This window comes from Bradyrhizobium sp. AUGA SZCCT0182 (assembly GCF_018130185.1).
In the GTDB taxonomy this organism is placed as follows: domain Bacteria; phylum Pseudomonadota; class Alphaproteobacteria; order Rhizobiales; family Xanthobacteraceae; genus Bradyrhizobium.
In genome coordinates this window covers 81,995-104,113 of record NZ_JAFCLY010000016.1, presented here as the reverse complement: position 1 = coordinate 104,113, position 22,119 = coordinate 81,995, and the positions used below count along the sequence as shown (strand labels likewise).

The following is a 22,119-nucleotide window of genomic DNA, read 5'->3' as shown; positions in this document are numbered from 1 at the left end:
ATGTATAGACATATCGTCCCGTCAAGCTTCTGCCGTTGAGGGAATGCTGCATGGCCGAGCGCTTTGATCGAATTTGGCATAATGCCCGGCTCGCCACCGTTCGGGAGGATCTGCCCGATCTCGGCGTGATCGAGCAGGGCGTGATTGCCGCGCGGGATGGCCGCATCGTCTTTGCCGGCAGCGGTTCCGACTTTCCATCTGACGCCGATGCGGTCGAACGGATCGATTGCGCGGGGCGGTGGATCACGCCGGGACTGATCGATTGTCATACCCATCTGGTGTTCGGCGGAAACCGCGCCCACGAGTTCGAGCTGCGCCTGCAGGGCGCAAGCTACGAAGAGATCGCACGGGCGGGTGGCGGTATTGTCTCGACGGTCGCGGCGACGCGGGCCTCCAGCGAGGCCGACCTGGTTGCCGGTGCGCTGCCGAGGTTAGATGCGCTGATCGGCGAGGGCGTGACGACGGTCGAGATCAAATCCGGCTACGGGCTCAACACCGAAACCGAGATGCGACAGCTGTCAGCCGCACGTGCGCTGGGCCGCAGCCGGCCGGTCAGCATCCGAACCACGTTTCTTGGCGCGCACGCACTGCCGTCGGAAGCCAGTGGCGACAAGGATCGATACATCGAGCTTGTTTGCCGCGAGATGCTGCCGGCGGTGGCGCAGGCCAGGCTTGCCGACGCCGTCGACGCCTTCATGGAAGGTATCGCTTTCTCGGGCGATCAAACGGCGCGGGTGTTCCGTGCGGCAAGGGCGCTGGGACTGCCGGTCAAACTGCATGCGGATCAGTTGTCGAACCTCGGCGGAGCGGCCCTTGCTGCGGAATTTTCCGCTCTGTCCGCCGATCATCTGGAGCACACGGATGAAGCCGGCGCCGCGGCGATGGCGCAAGCGGGCACGGTGGCTGTCCTTCTGCCGGGCGCGTTCTATTTCATTCGCGAGACGACCAAGCCGCCGGTCGAACTGTTCCGTGCCCACAGCGTCAACATGGCGCTCGCGACCGACTGTAATCCCGGCAGTTCGCCGCTGACGTCGCTGCTGCTGGCCATGAATATGGGCGCGACGCTGTTCCGGATGAATGTTGCTGAATGCCTGGCCGGTGTGACGCGCGAAGGAGCTCGCGCGCTCGGCGTTCTCGGGGAGACCGGCACGCTCGAAGCCGGCAAATGGTGCGATCTCGCGATCTGGGATATCGAGCGGCCCGCCGAACTCGTCTACCGGATGGGCTTCAACCCGTTGCACGCAAGGGTGTGGAGGGGACAATGAGCGACCGCAACGCATCCATTGTCGTTTCGCCCGGACGGGTCAGCCTCGACGAGCTTGCGCAAGTGCTTGCGGGCGCGGCCGTCGCGCTCGATCCATCCTTCTTGCCGCGCGTCGAGGCGGCTTCGGCCATTGTTGCCAAGGCCGCGGACGCGGACATTCCGGCTTACGGCATCAATACCGGCTTTGGAAAACTGGCGTCGAAGCGAATCCCGCCCGGCCAGACCACTCTGCTGCAGCGAAATTTGATCGTGTCGCATTGCTGCGGGGTAGGGCTGCCAACGCCCGAACCGATCGTGCGTCTGATGATGGCGCTGAAGATCGTCTCGCTGGGGCGGGGCGCCTCGGGCGTTCGACGCGAAATCATCGAGCAATTGCAGGCGATGCTGGCGCGCGACGTTTTTCCGCTGGTGCCACAGCAGGGCTCAGTGGGCGCGTCCGGCGATCTGGCGCCGCTGGCGCATATGACGGCCGTCATGATCGGCGAAGGGCAGGCGCTCGTCGATGGCAAAATCGTGCCGGGCCTTGATGCGCTTGCCGCCGCCGGTCTCGCGCCGGTGACGCTCGGGCCGAAAGAAGGCCTCGCTTTGATCAACGGCACGCAGTTTTCGACCGCCTACGCCATTTCCGGACTGTTGCGTGCCTATAACCTGCTCTGCGCAACGCTGGTGACGGGCGCCTTGTCGGTCGATGCGGCGATGGCTTCGACGGCGCCGTTTCGCGCCGAGATCCAGCAGTTGCGAGGGCATGCCGGGCAAATCGCAGCTGGCGCAGCCTTGACCGCGTTGCTGGATGGCAGCGATATCCGCAACTCGCATCTGGAAGGCGACGAGCGCGTGCAGGATCCTTATTGCCTGCGCTGCCAGCCGCAAGTGGCCGGCGCCGTACTTGACCTGCTGACGCAAGCCGCCCGCACACTGACGATCGAGGCCAACGCGGTCACCGACAATCCGCTGGTGCTGGTAGAGACCGGAGAGATCGTCTCGGGTGGAAATTTTCACGCCGAGCCGGTCGCGTTCGCCGCTGACCAGATTGCGCTGGCCTTGTCGGAGATTGGCGCGATCAGTGAACGGCGCATCGCTACGCTGGTCGATCCTGCGCTGAACTTTGGTCTGCCGCCATTCCTCACCCCGGAGCCCGGCATCAATTCCGGCTTCATGATTGCCGAAGTGACGGCGGCCGCACTTTATGCCGAGAACAAGCAACGTGCCGCGGCCTGCTCGATCGATTCGACACCGACCAGCGCCAACCAGGAAGATCATGTGTCGATGGCCGCGCACGCCGCCCGCCGGTTGTCTGACATGGCGGATAATCTTGCGACCATTCTCGGCATCGAGCTGCTGGTGGCGGCGCAGGGCATCGGGCTGCGCGCGCCGCATACGACCAGCCCCGCACTTGCTGCGGTGATTGCTACGCTGCGCGAGCAAGTACCGGCGCTCGGTGGCGATCGCTATATGGCCGACGACATTGCGAAAGCAACGGCGCTGGTCGCAGCCGGCACATTGCCATCAGTTGCGATTTCGGTGCTCGAGAACAATCCGTTTCCAAACCTTGCCGAGAAAGGTCATTCGTCATGAACCGCCGACTGGACAACGACCGCATCATCCGATCGCCGCACGGGTCCGAGATCAGCGCCAAGAGCTGGCTCACCGAAGCGCCGCTCCGAATGCTGATGAACAATCTCGATCCTATGGTTGCCGAACGGCCGAGCGAACTCGTCGTCTATGGCGGCATTGGCCGTGCAGCCCGCGACTGGGACAGCTTTGATCGAATCGTTGCGTCACTGCGCAAGCTTGAAGGCGACCAGACGCTGGTCGTTCAATCGGGTAAGCCGGTTGGAATTTTCCGCACCCATGCCGATGCGCCGCGCGTACTGATCGCGAATTCGAACCTGGTACCGCACTGGGCGACGCTCGATCATTTCAACGAACTCGACAAGCAGGGCTTGATGATGTTCGGCCAGATGACGGCGGGATCGTGGATCTACATCGGTAGCCAGGGCATCGTGCAGGGCACGTACGAGACCTTCGTCGAGGTCGGGCGTCGGCACTATGGCGGTAGCCTCGCGGGCAAGTGGATCCTCACGGCGGGTCTTGGCGGCATGGGCGGCGCCCAACCGCTTGCCGCCACGATGGCCGGTGCGTCGATGCTCGCGGTTGAATGCCAGCCGAGCCGCATCGAGATGCGGTTGCGCACGGGTTACCTCGACAGGCAGGCAAGCACGCTCGATGAGGCGCTCGCGATCATGGCGGAGGCGGCGCAAAGCGGGAAACCGGTCTCGGTCGGCCTGCTCGGCAATGCCGCCGATATTTTTCCCGAACTGGTGCGCCGTGGTGTCAGGCCCGACATCGTCACCGACCAGACCAGCGCGCATGATCCGATCAACGGCTATCTGCCGAAGGGATGGACGCTTGCCGAGTGGGCGTCCAGGCGCGAGGCCGATCCGAAAGCGGTTGAGGCGGCGGCGAAGACTTCCATGGTCGGCCACGTCCAGGCCATGCTGGATTTCCATGCGCAGGGCATTCCCACGCTCGACTATGGCAACAACATCCGCCAGATGGCGAAGGACATGGGATTGAAGAACGCGTTCGATTTCCCAGGCTTCGTTCCGGCCTATATCCGCCCGCTGTTCTGCCGAGGCGTCGGGCCATTCCGGTGGGCGGCGCTATCGGGGGATCCCGAAGACATCTTCCGCACCGATGCCAAGGTCAAGGAGTTGATGCCTGACGATAAGCATCTGCACAACTGGCTCGATATGGCCCGAGCGCGGATCAAGTTCCAGGGACTGCCGGCGCGGATCTGCTGGGTCGGCCTTGGCGACCGCCACCGGCTGGGCCTGGCGTTCAATGAAATGGTGGCGCGGGGCGAGTTGAAGGCACCGATCGTGATCGGTCGCGATCATCTCGACAGCGGCTCGGTGGCCAGCCCGAACCGCGAAACCGAAGCGATGCGCGACGGCTCGGACGCAGTATCCGACTGGCCGCTGCTCAATGCGCTGCTCAATTGTGCCAGCGGGGCCACGTGGGTCTCGCTGCATCACGGCGGCGGCGTTGGTATCGGCTATTCGCAGCACGCCGGCATGGTGATCGTCGCAGACGGAACGCCGGAGGCCGCGCGCCGCCTCGAGCGGGTGCTTTGGAATGACCCCGCAACGGGGGTCATGCGGCATGCCGATGCGGGTTATGAGACCGCGATCGAGTGTGCCCGAGCCAACGGTCTCGATCTGCCCGGCTTGTCGTCGTAGCCGAAACCGTCAGCCTCACTGAGGCACGATGCCCGCTTCCTTGGTGAGTGTTGCCCATCGCTCGATATCGGTGGCGACGTGTTCGGCGAATGGCTTCGGCGGGAGCCACTGCGCTTCGAAGCCGATTTCGGCGAGGCGCTGGCGGACCGCGGGTTCAGCCAGGATTTCGCGCAGCGACTCCGCCAGCTTTTCGACCACCTCCGGCGGCGTGCCCTTGGGCGCGAACACCCCGGTCCATGCGGAGAGATTGCCGAAATCAAGTCCCTGCTCCTGGATGGTGGGCAATTCGGATAGCAGCGTCGTGCGGTCCTTCGTGATGGTCACAAGTGCGCGAAGTTGACCCGACCGCGCCAGGGGCAGGGTAGAAGTTACATCGTTGAACATCAGGGAAACGCGACCGGCGATGACGTCCGTTATGGCTTCCGGGCTGCTCTTGTACGGCACGGCCTGGATATCGATACCGGCGCGCCGTTTGAACATTTCACCGGCAAGCTGGCCCAGCGCATTTGAATAAGCAAACGACATCGAGCCGGGCTTCTGCTTTGCAAGCGCGATCAGTTCGCCGACGTTTTTGGCCTCGATCCCGGGATTGACGACGAGGATGTAGGGGAACAGGCCGACACGGGAGACGGGCGCGAAGTCGTCCTTGGGAGAATACTGGATGGACTTAAGCAGGCTGGGGTTGGCGGCATGCGTGGATGATCCGCCGAACATCAGCGTATAGCCGTCCGGCGCGGAACGCGCGGTCGCGACCGCACCGATCGCGCCGCTCGCGCCGGGGCGGTTCTCCACCACGATGGTCGTCTTGAGCATTTCGGAGAGCCGTTGGGTGACAATTCGGGCCACGCCATCCGTGCCGCTGCCCGCGCCGAACGGCACGATCACAGTGATCCGACGTGAGGGGTATGTTTCCGCCGTTGCGACGCCACACACGGCAAGAAGCGTTGCGAACGCCAGCACGGTACGGCGCATGGATCTGCTCCAAATGTCCACTGTCGATTCCCTCGGGCGATGAAAGCCGGTTGGCCGTGAAAAAATGCAACGGCGCGCAGTGTTTTGGCTGAAGACGTCGGTTGCGCCAGGTGTCCGGCGCGGCGCTCGAAACGCTTTTTTCGACCGACGATGCGGTTGCCCGCAGGTCGCCGTTCATACCGGTTCGCTGACGTAGTGTCTACAGTTGCCAGTTCATATCCACGATATGGAAACTGTTGACATGCTGTGGCGCCAACTGCGCAGCCCCTTGAGCACAGCCGCGACGAGGGGGCCGAAGGACACAAAATGGTCGACCGAAAGAAAGTCATACTAATATGACAATATGCTATACAAGGCTTGAGGGTTGTGGCATGGGAGATCGCGCCAGATTTGAGCTTGCCCGAAGAGGCAGGACGGTCCGCAACGATCAGGGAGCGAAACCAGCCATGACTCTGAAAGACCCGCCATGAGGTCCGACCGGGTCGTGATTGCGCCGGGCCGCGGTCATTTCAGCCAGGTGGAAGTGACCCGGACGATCGGGATCGACATCATTGTCGGCCGCTATCCGGAAGGCGCCAGTCTGCCGCGCGATGCGGAGCTGACTGCCATGTTCGACGTTTCGCGCACCGTATTGCGTGAAAGCGTCAAGACGTTGTCCGCCAAGGGATTGCTGACTTCCAAGGCGGGCGTCGGCACGCGGGTCAGGGAACGTTCGGCCTGGAACATGTTCGATTCCGATGTGCTCGGCTGGCACCTCGAAGCCGGGATCGACAAGCGGTTTCTTCGCGATCTCGCCGACATTCGCCTCGCCGTCGAGCCGCATGCCGCAGCTCTCGCCGCCGAGCGACGGGCGGATGATGCGATCGCTCACCTGCGCGACAGCATCGCCAGGATGCGCAGCTTCGCTTCTGATTCAATTGAATTTGCTGACGCCGATCTTCGGCTGCACCTCGACATCGCGACCAGTTCGGCCAACCCGTTCATGCGATCGATCGGCGCCGTGATCGAGGCGGCATTGCGCGCGTCGTTTCGGCTGAGCGCGCCGACCGAAGAGCAAGAGCGCGAAATCACCATCGCAGCCCACGAACGAATTGTCGACGCAATCGCCGAGCGGAATGCCGAGGCGGCTTCCGCGGCGATGAAGGAAGTCATCTTCAACGGCCTGCGCCGCCACGGCGCGGCTGGTTAAGGCGAACGCGGAGAATGGTCATGGCAGGTTCCACCGTCGCGCGGCCTTATAAAGGCGTATTTCCGGTCGTCCCCACGGTGTTCGACGGCGACGGCCGGCTCGATCTCGACGGCCAGAAACGTGCCGTCGATTGCATAATCGATGCCGGCTCGCAGGGACTGTGCATCCTCGCCAACTTCTCCGAGCAGTTCGTGCTGACCGATGCCGAGCGCGACACGGTGCTCGATGCCGTGTTGAAGCACGTCGCGGGACGCGTCCCCGTCATCGTCACGACCACGCATTTTGCTTCGCACATCTGTGCTGAACGTTCGCGGCGGGCCCAGCAGGCCGGCGCCGCGATGGTGATGGTGATGCCGCCTTATCATGGCGCGACCATCCGGGTCGGGGAAAACGCCATCTATGAGTTTTTCCGCACTGTTTCGGATGCGATCTCGATTCCGATCATGATCCAGGATGCGCCGGTCGCCGGTACGGCGCTGTCGGCGGCCTTTCTCGCCCGCATGGCGCGGGAGCTCGAGAACATCGCCTATTTCAAGATCGAGACGCCTCAGGCCGCCGCCAAGCTGCGCGAGTTGATCGCGCTCGGCGGCACGGCGATCGAGGGTCCCTGGGACGGCGAGGAGGCGATCACGCTGATGGCCGACCTCGATGCCGGTGCGACTGGCGCCATGACCGGTGGAGGTTATCCCGACGGCATTCGCCAGATCACTGATCCGTATTTCGCCGGCCGACGCGCCGAAGCGGTTGCGGCCTATGAACGCTGGCTGCCGCTGATCAACTATGAAAACCGCCAGTGCGGCCTGATCGCCTGCAAGGCGCTGATGAAGGAAGGCGGCGTCATCCGGCACGAAACCGTCCGGCTTCCGCTGCAGCCGCTGCATCCGGCCGTTCGGGCTGGGCTGATCGAAATCGCGCGCCCGCTGAATCCGCTAGTGCTGCGCTGGGGCAAGTGAGCCGCTGACATCGTTCCTCGAACGTCGAGAAGAATTGACGTGACCACCATTCGCATTGCCATCGTCGGCCTCGGCAAGATCGCTAGGGATCAGCATATCCCGGCGATATCAGACACCGACGGCATCGAACTTGCCGCGATCGCCAGCCGCAATGCTTCGATCGACGGGATCGTGCATTTTGCGACGCTTGACGAACTACTCGACGCCAGACTCGACATCGATGCCGTTGCGCTCTGCACGCCGCCCCAGGTGCGCCACGCGCAGGCGGCGGCTGCGCTGAAGGCCGGCAAGCATGTGCTGCTCGAGAAGCCGCCGGGCGCCACCGTCAGTGAACTCGATCCGCTGGTCGCTGCGGCCAGGAAAACCGGGCGAACGCTGTTTGCAACCTGGCATTCGCGTTTTGCGCCGGCCGTCGAACCCGGGCGCGCCTTCCTCGCCGGCCGCCAGATCAAATCGGTGGTCGTCGAATGGAAGGAGGATGTCAGGGTCTGGCATCCCGGTCAGGCCTGGATCTGGCAGCCGGGCGGACTTGGCGTGTTCGATCCCGGCATCAACGCGCTCTCGATCCTGACCCGCATCCTGCCGCGGCCGTTCTTTCTGACCGAGGCCGAGTTGTCCTTCCCGCGCAATCGCGCGGCGCCGATCGCGGCCGATCTCGTCTTTTCGGACGAGACGGGGATTCCGATCAGGGCGGAATTCGACTGGCGCCAGACCGGCCCCCAGACCTGGGACATCCGGGTCGAGACCGACGCCGGGCGGTTGACGCTCTCTTCCGGCGGCAGCCATCTCTCGCATGATGGCCATATCCTGGTTGACGAAAAGCAGGCGGAATATCGCGGCATCTATCGGCGCTTCGTCGAACTGATCGCAAGCGGTGTGTCCGATGTCGATCTGTCGCCGTTGATCCATGTCGCCGATGCCTTCATGCTCGGCCGGCGCCGCGACGTCGAACCATTCATCGAGGTGTGACGTGACGCAGTCAGGCCCATCACAGACGGCGAAGGTTGCTCGCGAGATATTCGGGCATCTTCCGGACGGCACCGCGATCGAAATGGTGCGGCTGCGCGGTGACAATGGTTTTGAGGTGCGTCTCATCACCTATGGCGCGGCGCTGCAGTCGATCTTCGCGCCTGACCGGGCCGGGTGCCTTGCCGATGTGGTCCTCGGCCGCGATGATCTTGCAGGCTATCTCGCGGTTCGGCGGTTCCTCGGCGCCACCGTCGGGCGCTATGCCAACCGGATCGCGGGCGGCACGTTCGAACTCGATGGCGAACGCTTTCAGCTGCCCACCAATGACGGAGCCAACGCGCTGCATGGCGGGTTATCAGGCTTCGATCGCAAACCATGGACCATCACGGCAATGGGTGAAGACCCGGCGCCGTTCGTCACGCTGTCCTATGTCAGTCCGGATGGCGAGGAAGGCTATCCCGGCACGCTGAAAACCGAGATCACCTATCGCATTTCCGGTGGCAGCGAGCTCGCGCTTGAATTCTCAGGGGTGACCGACAAGCCGACCATCGTCAATCTGACCAACCACAGTTTTTTCAATCTGGCGGGCGTCGATTCCAATGGCGGCGTGCTCGATCATCATCTGACGATCGCGGCGGACGCATATCTGCCGATCAGCGCCGTCGGGATTCCGTTGGGCGCGCCCGGCAAGGTCGATGCAACGCCGTTTGATTTTCGGAAATCCTGTCCTGTCGGCGCTCGCCTGCGCGATGCGGCCGAGCAGGTTCAGATCCGGCAAGGCTACGACCACAATTTCTGTCTTCCCGGCGGCGCGACCACGGAGCCGCGCTTTGCCGCCCGCGTGGAAGAGCCAAAGTCGGGCCGGGTTCTCGAACTATGGACCAACCAGCCGGGCGTCCAGTTCTATTCCGGCAATTTTCTCGACGGGTCCGTGACCGGCAAGTATGGCCGCGTTCACCGGCAGTATGACGCGCTCTGCCTCGAACCGCAGGTCTATCCCGACACGCCAAACCGTCCCGATTTTCCATCGGCGCGGCTCGATCCCGGGCAGACCTATCGTCATACGTCGCTGTATCGATTTTCCGTCAATCAAGTCGTTGAGGACTAGGGGAGCTCGCGTGGAAGAAGTCGGCACCAGCATCCTGAGCGATTGGCATTGCCATCTCGGCGAGGGCTGCACCTATGATGCGGCGACCGACACCGCATGGTGGTTCGATATCATCGAACGCAAATTGTTTCAGGCCGACCTTGCATCCGGCGCGGTCATTTCGCATGCGCTTCCGCTGATGGCCAGTGTGCTGGCATTCATCGATGACCAGCGCCAATTGCTTGCGACAGAACATGGTCTCTATGTCCGCGACATCGCGGATGGCCGCCTCACGCTTCATATGCCGCTCGAAGCGGACAATGCGGCAACCCGCTCCAACGATGGACGCGTTCATCCCTGCGGCGCGCTCTGGATCGGGACCATGGGCCGCACCGCAGAGAAGGGAGCCGGCGCGATCTATCGTTTTTACCGCGGCGAGCTGCGTCAGCTCTATGCCGGCATTACCATCCCGAACGCCATCTGCTTTTCGCCCGATGGCGCCACGGCCTATTTCACCGATACCAGCAAGGGCGTCCTTTACCGTGTCGCCGTCGATCCGGCGAATGCGCTGCCGACCGGAAATCCCGAGACACTCTATGATGCCAGCGGCGGGGTAGGCAGCCTGGATGGCGCCGTGGTCGATGCTGAAGGGTTGATCTGGAATGCGCGCTGGGGCGGATCCTGCATCGATGTCTACACCCCGGCAGGCGATCGGGTCCGCACCATCAGGATTCCGGCGAAGCAGCCGAGTTGCCCGGTCTTTGTCGGCCGGAATTTCGCTTCGCTGCTGGTCACCACGGCCTGGGAGGGCATGGACGAGCATGCCAGGGCTGCCGACCCGCACCACGGCCAAACCTTCGTTCTCGACGTCGGCGCACGGGGGCGACCGGAACCTCGCATCAGGCTCGGTTCGACATGACGGGTCGCTTAACAATACGGCGCATGAGCGCTGCATGTACTTGCGGAACCACAAGGTGTGACCGATCATCCGTTCACGTCTCTGCCGGCCTGACGTTCCCCAATGATGCGCCGATACGTTACCGGCGCCAAAAGCAAACCGCTGATAACGCGGCGATTAACGTTCAACACCTGGGAGTGAAACATGAAACTACTCAAATCTGCTCTATCGGCCATCCTGCTCGGCGCGGTCGCCCTTGCGGAACCCGCGCTCGCGCAAACCAAGCCCACTGTCGGCATCGCCATGCCCACCAAGGCTTCGGCGCGCTGGATCGATGACGGCAACAATATCGTCAAGGTGTTGAAGGAGCGCGGTTACAATACCGACCTGCAATACGCCGAAGACGATATTCCGAACCAGCTCTCCCAGATCGAGAACATGGTGACCAAGGGCGCCAAGGTACTGGTGATCGCTTCGATCGACGGCACCACCCTGTCCGATGTGCTCAAGCAGGCCAAGGACAAGGGCATCACCGTGATCGCCTATGACCGGCTGATCCGCGACACGCCCAACGTCGACTATTACGCGACGTTCGACAATTTCCAGGTCGGCGTGCAGCAGGCGCAGTCGATCGAGGGAGGGCTGAAGCTGAAGGAAGGCAAGGGCCCGTTCAACATCGAGCTGTTCGGCGGCTCACCCGACGACAACAACGCCTATTTCTTCTACAACGGCGCGATGTCTGTGCTGCAGCCCTATATCGACAGCGGCAAGCTCGTGGTCGTGAGCAAGCAGATGGGAATGGACAAGGTTTCGACGCTGCGCTGGGACGGCGCCACGGCGCAGGCCCGGATGGATAATCTGCTCAGCGCGTTCTACACCACCAAGCGGGTCGACGCGGTGCTTTCGCCCTATGACGGCCTTTCGATCGGCATCCTGTCGTCGCTCAAGGGCGTCGGCTACGGTAGCGGCAATATGCCGATGCCGATCGTGAGCGGTCAGGACGCCGAAGTGCCTTCCATCAAATCGATGCTGCGCGGCGAGCAATACTCCACGATCTTCAAGGATACCCGTGACCTTGCCAAGGTCACCGCCGACATGGTGGACGCGGCGTTGAGCGGCAAGACCGTAACTGTCAACGACACCACCACCTACAAGAATGGCGTCAAGGTCGTGCCGTCCTTCCTGCTCAAGCCTGTCGTCGTCGACAAGACCAATTGGGAAAAAATCCTGATCGACGGCGGTTATTACAAGAAGGCGCAAATCAACTGAGGCGAGCTGTAATGAAGCGGATGGCCGGGGAACATATGCCCCGGCCATCCATGCCTTCCCGCATCTTCCAGGGAACTTGAATGGCCACATTGCTTGAAATGCGCGGTATCAGCAAAGCCTTTGCCGGCGTGAAGGCGCTCGACGACGTCAATTTCACGGTAAGGCAGGGCGAGATACACGCGCTGGTGGGCGAGAACGGCGCCGGCAAGTCGACCTTGATGAAGGTGCTGAGCGGCGTCTATCCCCATGGCAGCTATGACGGCAGCATCGTCTATGACGGCGAGGAGCGCCACTTCCGCGACATCAACGATTCCGAGGCGCTCGGCATCATCATCATTCATCAGGAGCTTGCGTTGATCCCGCTGCTCTCGATCGCGGAGAATATCTTCATTGCCAGCCCGCCGTCGCGGTTCGGCGTGATCGATCGCGACGCGGTCTACCGCCGGTCGCAGCAGCTGCTGGCGAAAGTGGGGCTCAATGAGGCGCCGGACACGCTGGTCACCGACATCGGCGTCGGCAAGCAGCAACTGGTTGAGATCGCCAAGGCGCTGTCCAAGGAAGTGCGCCTTCTGATTCTCGACGAGCCGACCGCCAGCCTCAACGAAAGCGACAGCGCGGCGCTGCTGGACCTTCTGCTCGAGTTCCGCTCCCATGGCATGTCCGCGGTCCTGATCTCGCACAAGCTCAACGAGGTGGCTCGCGTCGCGGACCGCATTACGGTGCTGCGCGATGGCCGTACAGTCGATACGCTGGATTGTGAGCTAGGTGCGGTCGAGGAAGATCGTATCATCCGCAAGATGGTGGACCGAGATCTGGAGCATCGTTTCCCCAAGCGGGAGCCTGCGATAGGCGAGGTGGTGTTCAAGGTCGAGAACTGGTCGGTCTATCATCCCCAGCATGCCGATCGGCAGGTCATCAAGAATGTGGACTTCCAGGTTCGTCGTGGCGAGATCGTCGGCATCGCCGGTTTGATGGGCGCAGGCCGCACCGAATTCGCCATGAGCCTGTTCGGCCGCTCCTGGGGCCGCAACATCACGGGCCGCGCCTTGCTGCATGGTCGCGAGATCGACCTCTCGACCGTGAGCCGCGCCATCGACGCCGGTCTGGCCTACGTCACCGAGGACCGCAAGCAGCTCGGCCTGCTGCTCGCTGAAGACGTGCGCAAGAACATCACGCTTGCCAATCTCGATAGTGTCGCAGCCCGCCGCGTCATCGACGACATCAAGGAGTTGCAGGTGGCGAGCGAGTATCGCAACCGCATGCGCATCCGCTGTTCCGATGTCTATCAAACGTCCGGCAACCTGTCCGGCGGCAACCAGCAAAAGGTGGTGCTGTCGAAATGGTTGTTCACCGACCCGGAAATTCTGATCCTGGACGAGCCGACCCGAGGTATCGACATCGGCGCCAAATACGAGATCTATTGCATCATCAATGAGCTGGCCGATGCCGGCAAGGCGGTCATCGTGATCTCGTCGGAAATGCCGGAACTGCTCGGGATCTGTGACCGCATCTGCGTCATGAACGGTGGGGCCTTTGTCGGCGAGTTCGATCGCGCCGAGGCGACACAGGAAAAAATCATGCGGGTCATCGTGCGCAAGGGCGAACAACTGGTCGACAGAGACCTGGAACGAAAACTGGAAGAGAAGCTATTGGGAGAGGCGCATCCATGAGCGATAACACCGTGATGCTTCCCGAGGCGCGCAAGCATGCGGGCTTTCTCAAGGCCAATTTGCGCGAATACGGCATGTTGCTGTCGCTGTTCGCGATCATGCTGTTCTTCGAGGTCGTCACCGACGGCACGCTGCTGCGCCCGCTCAACCTCACCAATCTGGTGCTGCAGAACAGCTATATCGTGATCATGGCGCTCGGCATGCTGCTGGTCATCGTCACCGGGCACATCGATCTGTCGGTCGGATCGGTCGCGGGCTTCATCGGCGCGATCGCCGCGGTGCTGATGGTACGTTACGGCATGCATTTCATTCCAGCCGCGATCATTTGCCTCGCGCTCGGTGGGCTAATCGGCGCGGCGCAGGGCTATTGGGTAGCCTATTTCAAGATTCCGTCCTTCATCGTCACGCTGGCCGGCATGCTGGTGTTCAAGGGGCTGGCGCTGGCGGTGTTACAAGGTCAATCGGTTGGCCCGTTTTCACCGACCTTCCAGAAACTCTCCTCCGGCTTCATTCCTGAACTGTTTCCCGGCGCCGGCTCGCTCAACCCCACCTCACTCCTGATCGGCGCCGTGCTGGCGCTTGGCCTGGTATATGTCGGCGTCACCACCCGCGCCCGGCGCGCAAGCCACGGTGTCGAGGTCGAGCCGACCGGCTTCTTCGTGTTCAAGAACATCGTTCTGTTCGGCGTGATCGTCTATTTCACCTATCTGATCGCCTCGCATCGCGGACTGCCCAACGTGCTCGTGATCATGATCGCCCTGATCGCGCTCTACGGCTTCATCACCGCGCGCACCACGATCGGGCGGCAGATCTATGCGGTAGGGGGCAATGAGAAGGCCGCAAAACTATCAGGCATCAAGACCGAGCGGCTGACCTTCCTCACCTTCGTCAACATGGGTGTGCTGGCCGCGCTCGCCGGCCTGGTGTTCGCCGCAAGGCTCAACACCGCGACACCAAAGGCCGGGGTCGGCTTCGAGCTCGACGTGATCGCCGCCTGCTTCATCGGCGGGGCCTCGGCCTATGGCGGTGTCGGGCGAGTCGCCGGCGCCGTGATCGGCGCGCTGATCATGGGGGTGATGAACAATGGCATGTCGATCCTCGGCATCGGGATCGACTACCAGCAGGTGATCAAGGGCCTCGTGTTGCTGGGCGCGGTATGTCTTGACGTTTATAACCAGCGACGCTGAGGCGCGAAGCAATCCAATTCCTCAATCAGCCGGCGATCCGGCATGCGCGCGCGGCCGTAGTTGCGGCGCGGATACGTCTGCGATCGCTTCATTCTCGAAGGCGACGTGCCGGGACCAACGTCACAACCGGTGCTCCGAGGCCTCGGCAAATGCACGGCAGGTAGTCGTTGCGACATGAGCAGCGCGCCCCACACGGCACGGACATTGCTTGATTAAGCACCTGCTTGCGGGGGTGCGTTTCTCGGCTTCCGAAGCCTCGCAGACTCTCCTCACGAACCCAAAAAAAGGCATCCATGTTCAAATTGAAGGCTTTCATCGCTGCCACGTTTTCGCTCGCGCTCGGCGCGGCTCCGGCGATTACGCCGTCCTATGCTGGCGGCAATCTTGTCGCGGTGCTGGAAGCGGAAATCGCCACGCTCGATCCGCATTTTACGCCGGCCTATATCTCGCGGACCTTCGGGTTCATGGTGTTCGACACCCTGTTCGCAAAGGACACCAAGGGTGAGATCAAGCCGCAGATGGTGCAGGACTGGAAGGTTTCGCCTGATGGCCTAGTTTACACCTTCACGCTGCGTGACGGCCTGAAATGGCATGACGGCCAGCCAGTCACGGCAGCGGATTGCGTCGCATCGCTGCGCCGCTGGGGACAGCGCAACGCGCTTGGCCGGCGAATCTTCGCCATCGCCGCGTCGCTCGAGCCAAGTGATGCCAGGACTTTTGTGCTGACGCTGAAAGAGCCCTCCGGCCTCGTGATCGACGCGCTCGGCAATCCCGTCAGCCCTGTTGCCTTCATGATGCCGGAGCGGGTGGCCAAGACGCCGGCCGATCAACGCATCACCGAAATCGTCGGTTCCGGGCCGTTCGTCTACAGCAAGGCCGATCATCGCAGCGGCGACCGCATGATCTTGAAGAAGTTCGCCGATTATGTGCCGCGTTCCGAACCTGCCGACTTCCTGGCCGGCGGCAAGCGCGTCAACATCGACACGCTGGAAATTCGCGTCATTCCGGACGGATCCACCGCGGCGTCGGCGCTGCAGACCGGCGAAGTTGATTACATGCAATACGCGCCGTTCGACCTGCTGCCGGTTCTGGAAAAGAACGCCCGCGTGAAGGTCGTCAACTTCACCGGCGGCAACATGTTTGCCGGCGCCTATCGCCTGAACGCCACGCAGAAGCCGTTCGACGATCCGGCGATCCGGCGCGTACTGTGGAAGCTGGTCGATCAGCGCGAGGTGATGGACGGGTTGGGGCTCGATGCCAAATACGCCACACCTTGCGCAACATTCTTTACTTGCGGCACCACCTATGACAGCAAGGCCGGAACCGAAGCAGCCGCGAATCCTTCCGTCGAGGCGGCGCGCGCGGCGCTCAAGGCGACGAAATATGCCGGCGAGCCTGTGATCGTGATGCAGGCCAGCGACCTCGAGGCGCCGCGCATTTCGGCGCAGGTCCTTGCAGAGAAGTTGAAGCAGGCCGGCTTCAATGTCGATCTGCAGGTGATGGATTGGGCCTCGGTGCTTGCCCGTCGCACCAAGAAGGAAGGTTGGAGCGTTTATGGCGTTCACGCCGGCGGCTTCGATCTGGCGTCACCTTTGACCAACGTCATGGTGGCGTTCAACTGCGCCGACTTCACGGGCTGGCAGTGCGATCCGCGCATCACTCCGCTGCTGGACGCCTTTGCCAAGGCTCCCGCCGAGGAGGATCGCAAGAAGATTGCTTCCGAGATCCAGACCGTGATGTATGATCAGGCACCCGGCATTCCGTGGGGACAGTTCGCTCAGCCGGCCGCCTATCGCGCCAATCTGCGCGGTTTGATACCGTCCGCCATTCCGATCTTCTGGAGCATCGAGAAGTAACGCCATGTATGACGTCATTGTAGTCGGCGGCGGTTCTGCCGGCGCCGCGGTTGCCGCCCGGCTCTCCGAGGATGGCACCAGGCGCGTGCTGCTGCTGGAAGCTGGCCTCGACTGGCGCGCCGATGAGGCGCCCTGGGAGGTCCGGACGCCAAATCCGATTCCAATCATTCATATGCGCGAATATCAGGAGAAATGGCAGTGGCCTAACCTGCTGACGCGCCGGGTGGCGGGGCAGGAAGCGCGCTTCTATTGGCGCGGCAAGGGCCTCGGCGGCAGTTCGATGATGAACGGCCAGATCGCCATCCGCGGTGTGGCTGACGCGTTCGACGAATGGGCGGCTGGTGGCTGCACCGGCTGGTCCGCAAAAGAGGTCATGCCGCTGTTTTCGGTCATCGAGGATGATTTCGAGTTCGGCGACCGCGCAGGTCATGGCCGCGGCGGACCGTTGCCCGTCTATCGCGCGCCGCCGGAGAAATGGGGGCCGATCGATCGCGGGCTGCGCGACGCCGCGCTGGCATCGGGATATCCGTGGTGCGCCGATCTCAACGGACCGGATGGCGAGGGCGTCGCCTGCTATCCGATCAACAGCCGCGACAGCCGCCGTATCACCACCAATGAAGCCTATCTGGAGCCGGCGCGCGGGCGCGCCAATCTGGAAATCCGCGGGCATGCGCTGGTCGATCGGCTCCTGATCACGGACGGCCAGGCCACCGGCGTGCTGGTTCACATCGAAGGGCAGGGCAGCTCCGAGATCAAGGCGCGCGAGATCGTGCTGTGCGCCGGCGCCATCCATAGCCCGGCGATATTGCTACGTTCGGGCATCGGCCCGGCCGACGAACTGAAGGCGATGGGCATCGCGGTCGAGCGCGACCTGCCGGTCGGCAGGCACTTCTTCGACCATCCGCTGTTTCGTGCTACCATCAAGCTGCGTGACGAATTCCAGCCGACGGACCCTGATACGCGTCATACCAATTGCTGTGTGACGTATTCGTCCGGGCTGGCGGATGGCGGCAAGCGCGACATGATCTTGATCGCTTTCAACCATCGCGGCATCGGCAACCCCGGTGCGATCGGTGCGGGGCTGTTCAACGCCTATTCGCGCGGCAATCTGAAGCTGGCTTCGACCGACCCGTCGATCGATCCGATCGTCGAAGAAAACATGCTAGCCGATGACCGCGACCTGCTGCGCATGGTCGATGCGGTGAAGCGATTGGCCGTGCTCACCACCCGGCCGGCGCTGGCTGACATCGCCGAGTGGATCCGGCTGATTGATACCGACCTGACGCTGCCGCAGGCCGCGGCGTTGCCGAACGGGGAACTCGAAGCGCTGCTCCGCCGCGACACCGGCGACATCCAGCATGCGGCCGGTTCCTGCCGCATGGCTGGCTTCAACGACGCCAACGGCGTCGTGAATCCGGATGGCGCCGTGAAGGGCATCGCCGCACTGCGCGTGGCGGACGCCTCGATCATGCCGTCCGATTGCCGCGCCAACACCCATTTCACCACGGTGGTGATTGGCGAGGCGATTGCCCGCATGATGATGAAGACGGGCGTGTCGAACAACGCCGCCGCCATGGCGCTATAAGAATTGGCGCTATAAGAATTGACATTGTAAGAAGCGAGAGCCGCTCCTCTTCCAAATGGGAGGCGGATGCAGCTCGATAGATTGCCACGAAGGAAATGCCATGCCGGCCAGCACCGAAGCGCAGATCACCGAATGGATCGCGTCGCAAAAGCAAACCATGATCGATCTGCTGCGCGACGTCGTGAATATCGATTCCGGCTCTTATGACAAAGCGGGCGTCGATGCGGTGGGCGCACGATTCGAGCAGCATTTTGCGGCACACGGTATCGAGGCGTGGCGCGAACCTCATGACGTGTTCGGCGATGCCGTCCATGCGCTGGTGACGAAGCCGGGCAGCAACGAAAAGCCTGTCTTGTTGATGGGCCATCGCGACACGGTGTTTCCCAAGGGCGAGGTGGCGCGCCGGCCGTTCACCATCGACGGCGGCCGGGCGTATGGGCCGGGGGTCGCCGACATGAAGGCCGGTCTGGTGATCAACGCCTTTGTCGCCGCGGCATTCCACAAATTCGGCGGCGCGCCGTGCCCGATCAAGCTGCTGCTCACCGCCGACGAGGAGATCGCCTCACCATCGTCGCGTCCGGTGATCGAACGTGAAGGCCGAGCGGCGCGTGCGGTGTATAATTCCGAGCCCGGCCGGCCGACCGGCAACGTCGTCACCAGCCGCAAGGGCGGCGTGTTCATGCGCTTCGAGATATCAGGCAAGGCGGCGCATTCCGGCGGCAATTTTGCCGAAGGCATCAGCGCGATCGGCGAGCTCGCGCACAAGATCGTGCAGATCCACGCTTTGACCGACCTTGCAAAAGGCATCACCCTCAATGTCGGGTTGGTCGCCGGCGGCCAGTCGGTCAACACCACTGCGCCGTATGCCGAGGGCCAGATCGACATGCGCTACATCGATCCCGCCGATCGCGCCACGACGCTGGCGGCGATCGAGGCCATTATCGCCACGTCGACGGTGCCGGGCACGACGGCGAAGCTGCACATCAACGGCGAATTCCTGCCGGTGGTGCAGAGTGAGACGTCGAAAATCCTGTTTGATGGCTACCGCGCGGCGGCGAAGGATGCAGGCCTGCCCAACCTCGACGGCGAATTCGCCGGCGGTTGCGCCGATTCCGGCTTCACCGCCAGCGTCGGCACCCCGACGATTTGCGGTGTCGGCCCGGTTGGCGGCAAAGCCCATACCGCGCAGGAGTATCTCGAGCTCGACAGCATCGTTCCGCGCGCCCAGGCGCTCGCGCTGGCGATTATCAGGACCGGCGTCGATTAATCTGCCGCTTCCTTGGGCCGCGACCGCCATTGCACCGTGAGCGTCCATGAAGGTTCAACTCAGTTTCTGACGACGGTAGCAATCCTGAATTTCGACATCCTGGTTGGACCGTCAACGTCGCAAGCGACGATATGAGATGTCGAAACGACGGCGGCAGCCTCCGTGATCTGCTCATCGGCCGTCCACCGTTCTCCAAAGTAAAGGTCAAATTATAGATCGGCTTGCTGCCACATTGAGCAGGCGGCGATCTACATTAGTCGTCCTTATACGTGGAATTTTAACTTCCGATTTTACAATCGGATTTCTCCCTCGCTACGGTTGATCATCAACACGGTCGCGCAAACGAACGAGCCGGTTGGGGTGCAGGCTGGTCCACCAAACGCGAACGGAGAGAACGATGTTTGATGACGACAAGGACGTTGCGAAGGCCGGTTCGTCCAAACTTCCGGTAAAGAAGAAAGGTCTTTCGAGGCGGGCGCTTCTCAAAGCTGGTGCGGCTGTGGCGGGCGCAGCTGTCGGCTCCGACGCGTTTCGCGGCTTCCCGACGATCTGGGCGCAGGAGATCAAGGACATCGAGCCCCGGCATGTCGGCGTCTCCTACTCGGTGGTCAAGGCGATCGGCGATCAGGCGGCAAAGGACCTCGGTTTCAAGGTCACGATGCAGAACCTGGATACATCGGCTTCGATCAACCGCTTCATCAGCCAGCCGGACTCGGTGGATATCGCGGACCTCGAGGGATGGCAGGCCAAGCTCGCCGCCAAGCGCGGCGTGATCCAGGGCATCGAAGTCAAGAAGATCAAGGAGTTCGACAACATCCTGCCGATCTTCACCAAGGGCGAGATCGACGGCCACAAGATTCCGCGGCAGGGCATTTCCCCCTATGAGGCGATGTATATCGCCAAGCCGAATTCCACCGAATTGAACGACGGCGTGACGGAATGGGCGACCTTCCTGCCGCAGGTCTATAATGCGGACTCGATCGGCTATCGTCCCGATCTCGTTGGCCGTGAAATTACCGAGTGGAGGGACCTGATCGACCCGAAGTTCAAGGGCAAGGCCGCCATCCTCGACGTTCCCGCCATCGGCATCATGGACGCCGCCCTTTGTTTCGAGAGCGCCGGCCTGATCAAGTACGGCAACAAGGGCAACATGACCAAGGAGGAGATCGACTTTACCTGCAACAAGCTGATTGAACTGAAGAAGGCCGGGCAGTTCCGTGCGACCTGGACCACCTTCGACCAGTCGGTGCAGTTGATGGCGGCAGGTGAGGTGGTGATCCAGTCGATGTGGTCGCCGGCGGTCGCCGCCGTGCGCGTCAAGGAGATTCCCTGCGTTTATGCGCCGGTCAACGTCAAGAACGGCAAGGAAGGTTATCGCGGCTGGTGCAACGGCATGGGCCTGATGAAGCATCTGTCGGGCAAGAAGCTCGGCGCCGCCTACGACTATCTCAACTGGTATCTCTCGGGCTGGCAGGGTGGGTTTGTCGGACGCTACGGCTATTACAGCCCGGTGCCATCGACGGCCAAGAAGTTCCTGACCGCGGCCGAATGGGACTTCTGGTACGACGGCAAGCCCGCGCCCTCCGTCATCAACGATCCCTACGGCGTGCCGATGGAGAAGGCCGGCACCAAGCGGGACGGCGGTTCATTCCTCGACCGAGTCAAGAACATCTCCTGCTGGAATACGCTGATGGATGAGGCGGCCTACATGAACAAGCGCTGGAACGATTTCAAGGTCGCTTGAGGTGAACGGTCCTGCCGGCGCAGCCCGAGCGCCGGCAAACCTCAAATTGCCGTCCCGAAAGATCCGAAATGAAGTCCAGTCAGGCCAGGTGATGCGGCAACCAAATTTGAGCGCATGGCTTTACGTGACACCGCTGATGCTGGTGCTGGTGCCGTTTTTCCTGCTGCCGACGCTTGTCGTGCTGGTCGCGAGCTTCTTCGAGACCGACGGTTTTGGCGGGTTGTTGCCGACGTTCACGCTGGCAAACTACGCTGACGTACTCACATCGGCGCAGACCTTCCATCTCTATGTCGCGACGCTGAAGTTCGCGGTCCTGACCTGGCTGTTCACGCTGATCATCGGGTTCCTTGTCGCCTATTTCCTGGTCTTTCACGTCAAGAACCAGCTGCTCGCGATCGGCCTGTTTCTGATCTGCACGATTCCGTTCTGGACTTCGAATATCATCCGGATGATTTCCTGGATACCGTTGCTCGGAAAGGAAGGACTCGTCAATTCGGCGTTGCTTGGCGTCGGCCTGATCCGCGAACCGCTGGAAGTGCTGCTCTATTCCGGTCTCGCGGTCGTCATCGCCTATGTCCACCAGCTGACGATCTTCATGGTGGTGCCGATCTTCAATTCGCTGGCGCGCATCGACAAGCGGGTGGTGGAGGCGGCGCTCGACGCCGGCGCCAGCCGCCTCGACGTGATGCGCTACATCATCATCCCGATGTCGAAGAGCGGCATCGCGCTGGGATCGACCTTCGTGATTTCGATCGTGATGGGCGACTTCTTTGTGGTCAAGGTGATGTCCGGCGGCGGGTCGGCTTCCGTCGTCAGCGCATTCTACGAGAATGTCGGCGTGCTGCAGTATCCGATCGCCGCTGCCAGCGCGGTGCTGCTGACCGTGGTTCTGATTGCCGTCATCGCCCTGATCCTGCGCGTCGTCGATATTCGCCGGGAGATCACGCAATGACGGTCGCTCTCGGCG

The 22,119-nt window shown here is 62.3% G+C and carries 17 protein-coding genes; 16 read left to right on the top strand and 1 reads right to left on the bottom strand.

The features are described from left to right. Positions 1–50 precede the first annotated feature (50 nt). From hutI to hutU, 3 genes are read left to right on the top strand one after another with little or no spacing between them, the layout of a single operon-like run. Positions 51–1,265: an imidazolonepropionase gene (gene hutI / locus JQ611_RS18625; protein ID WP_212466211.1), complete on the top strand. Its 1,215-nt coding sequence runs from the start codon at positions 51–53 to the stop codon at positions 1,263–1,265. Further along, positions 1,262–2,839, top strand: coding sequence for a histidine ammonia-lyase (gene hutH / locus JQ611_RS18620; protein WP_212466210.1), 1,578 nt, complete (start codon positions 1,262–1,264; stop codon positions 2,837–2,839). Before hutI ends, hutH begins: the two co-directional genes overlap by 4 nt. Continuing rightward, positions 2,836–4,506 carry a urocanate hydratase gene (hutU, locus tag JQ611_RS18615; protein WP_212466209.1) on the top strand — a complete coding sequence of 557 codons (1,671 nt, stop codon included), beginning with the start codon at positions 2,836–2,838 and terminating at the stop codon, positions 4,504–4,506. Before hutH ends, hutU begins: the two co-directional genes overlap by 4 nt. Positions 4,507–4,521: 15 nt before the next feature. On the opposite strand, the gene JQ611_RS18610 is transcribed toward hutU, so the two are convergent. Beyond that, positions 4,522–5,478, bottom strand: coding sequence for a tripartite tricarboxylate transporter substrate binding protein (locus JQ611_RS18610; RefSeq protein WP_212263723.1), 957 nt, complete (start codon positions 5,476–5,478; stop codon positions 4,522–4,524). 466 nt (positions 5,479–5,944) lie between these two features. On the opposite strand from JQ611_RS18610, the gene JQ611_RS18605 reads away from it, so the two are divergent. The 13 genes from JQ611_RS18605 (at position 5,945) to JQ611_RS18545 (ending at position 22,104) form a co-directional block, all read left to right on the top strand. Then, complete coding sequence (locus tag JQ611_RS18605; RefSeq protein ID WP_212263724.1) at positions 5,945–6,667, top strand: FadR/GntR family transcriptional regulator; 723 nt, start codon at positions 5,945–5,947, stop codon at positions 6,665–6,667. A 20-nt stretch (positions 6,668–6,687) separates the two neighbouring features. Further along, positions 6,688–7,620: a dihydrodipicolinate synthase family protein gene (locus JQ611_RS18600; RefSeq protein ID WP_212263725.1), complete on the top strand. Its 933-nt coding sequence runs from the start codon at positions 6,688–6,690 to the stop codon at positions 7,618–7,620. Positions 7,621–7,659: 39 nt separating this feature from the next. Continuing rightward, positions 7,660–8,589: a Gfo/Idh/MocA family protein gene (locus JQ611_RS18595; RefSeq protein WP_212263726.1), complete on the top strand. Its 930-nt coding sequence runs from the start codon at positions 7,660–7,662 to the stop codon at positions 8,587–8,589. A gap of 82 nt (positions 8,590–8,671) precedes the next feature. Continuing rightward, positions 8,672–9,697 (top strand): aldose epimerase family protein, encoded by a 1,026-nt coding sequence (locus tag JQ611_RS18590; RefSeq protein WP_249133282.1) that lies wholly within the window; start codon positions 8,672–8,674, stop codon positions 9,695–9,697. Positions 9,698–9,707: 10 nt separating this feature from the next. Beyond that, on the top strand, positions 9,708–10,595 hold the full coding sequence (locus tag JQ611_RS18585) for an SMP-30/gluconolactonase/LRE family protein (RefSeq protein ID WP_212263728.1): 888 nt from the start codon (positions 9,708–9,710) through the stop codon (positions 10,593–10,595). Positions 10,596–10,778: 183 nt separating this feature from the next. Continuing rightward, positions 10,779–11,843, top strand: a complete 1,065-nt coding sequence (chvE, locus tag JQ611_RS18580) for a multiple monosaccharide ABC transporter substrate-binding protein (protein ID WP_212263729.1) — start codon at positions 10,779–10,781, stop codon at positions 11,841–11,843. A gap of 80 nt (positions 11,844–11,923) precedes the next feature. Then, on the top strand, positions 11,924–13,513 hold the full coding sequence (mmsA, locus tag JQ611_RS18575; RefSeq protein WP_212466208.1) for a multiple monosaccharide ABC transporter ATP-binding protein: 1,590 nt from the start codon (positions 11,924–11,926) through the stop codon (positions 13,511–13,513). Further along, entirely contained in the window at positions 13,510–14,700 is a 1,191-nt protein-coding gene (gene mmsB / locus JQ611_RS18570) for a multiple monosaccharide ABC transporter permease (protein WP_212388977.1), read from the top strand. Before mmsA ends, mmsB begins: the two co-directional genes overlap by 4 nt. A 293-nt stretch (positions 14,701–14,993) precedes the next feature. Continuing rightward, complete coding sequence (locus tag JQ611_RS18565; RefSeq protein ID WP_212466207.1) at positions 14,994–16,556, top strand: ABC transporter substrate-binding protein; 1,563 nt, start codon at positions 14,994–14,996, stop codon at positions 16,554–16,556. A gap of 4 nt (positions 16,557–16,560) precedes the next feature. Further along, the gene (locus JQ611_RS18560; protein ID WP_212466206.1) at positions 16,561–18,141 is read left to right on the top strand and encodes a GMC family oxidoreductase; all 1,581 of its coding nucleotides are present in this window, start codon (positions 16,561–16,563) and stop codon (positions 18,139–18,141) included. Positions 18,142–18,241: 100 nt separating this feature from the next. Then, complete coding sequence (locus JQ611_RS18555; RefSeq protein ID WP_249133267.1) at positions 18,242–19,408, top strand: M20 family metallopeptidase; 1,167 nt, start codon at positions 18,242–18,244, stop codon at positions 19,406–19,408. 397 nt (positions 19,409–19,805) lie between these two features. Continuing rightward, positions 19,806–21,152: a PotD/PotF family extracellular solute-binding protein gene (locus tag JQ611_RS18550; RefSeq protein WP_212466205.1), complete on the top strand. Its 1,347-nt coding sequence runs from the start codon at positions 19,806–19,808 to the stop codon at positions 21,150–21,152. A 91-nt stretch (positions 21,153–21,243) separates the two neighbouring features. After that, the gene (locus JQ611_RS18545; RefSeq protein ID WP_212263734.1) at positions 21,244–22,104 is read left to right on the top strand and encodes an ABC transporter permease; all 861 of its coding nucleotides are present in this window, start codon (positions 21,244–21,246) and stop codon (positions 22,102–22,104) included. Positions 22,105–22,119: the final 15 nt, after the last annotated feature.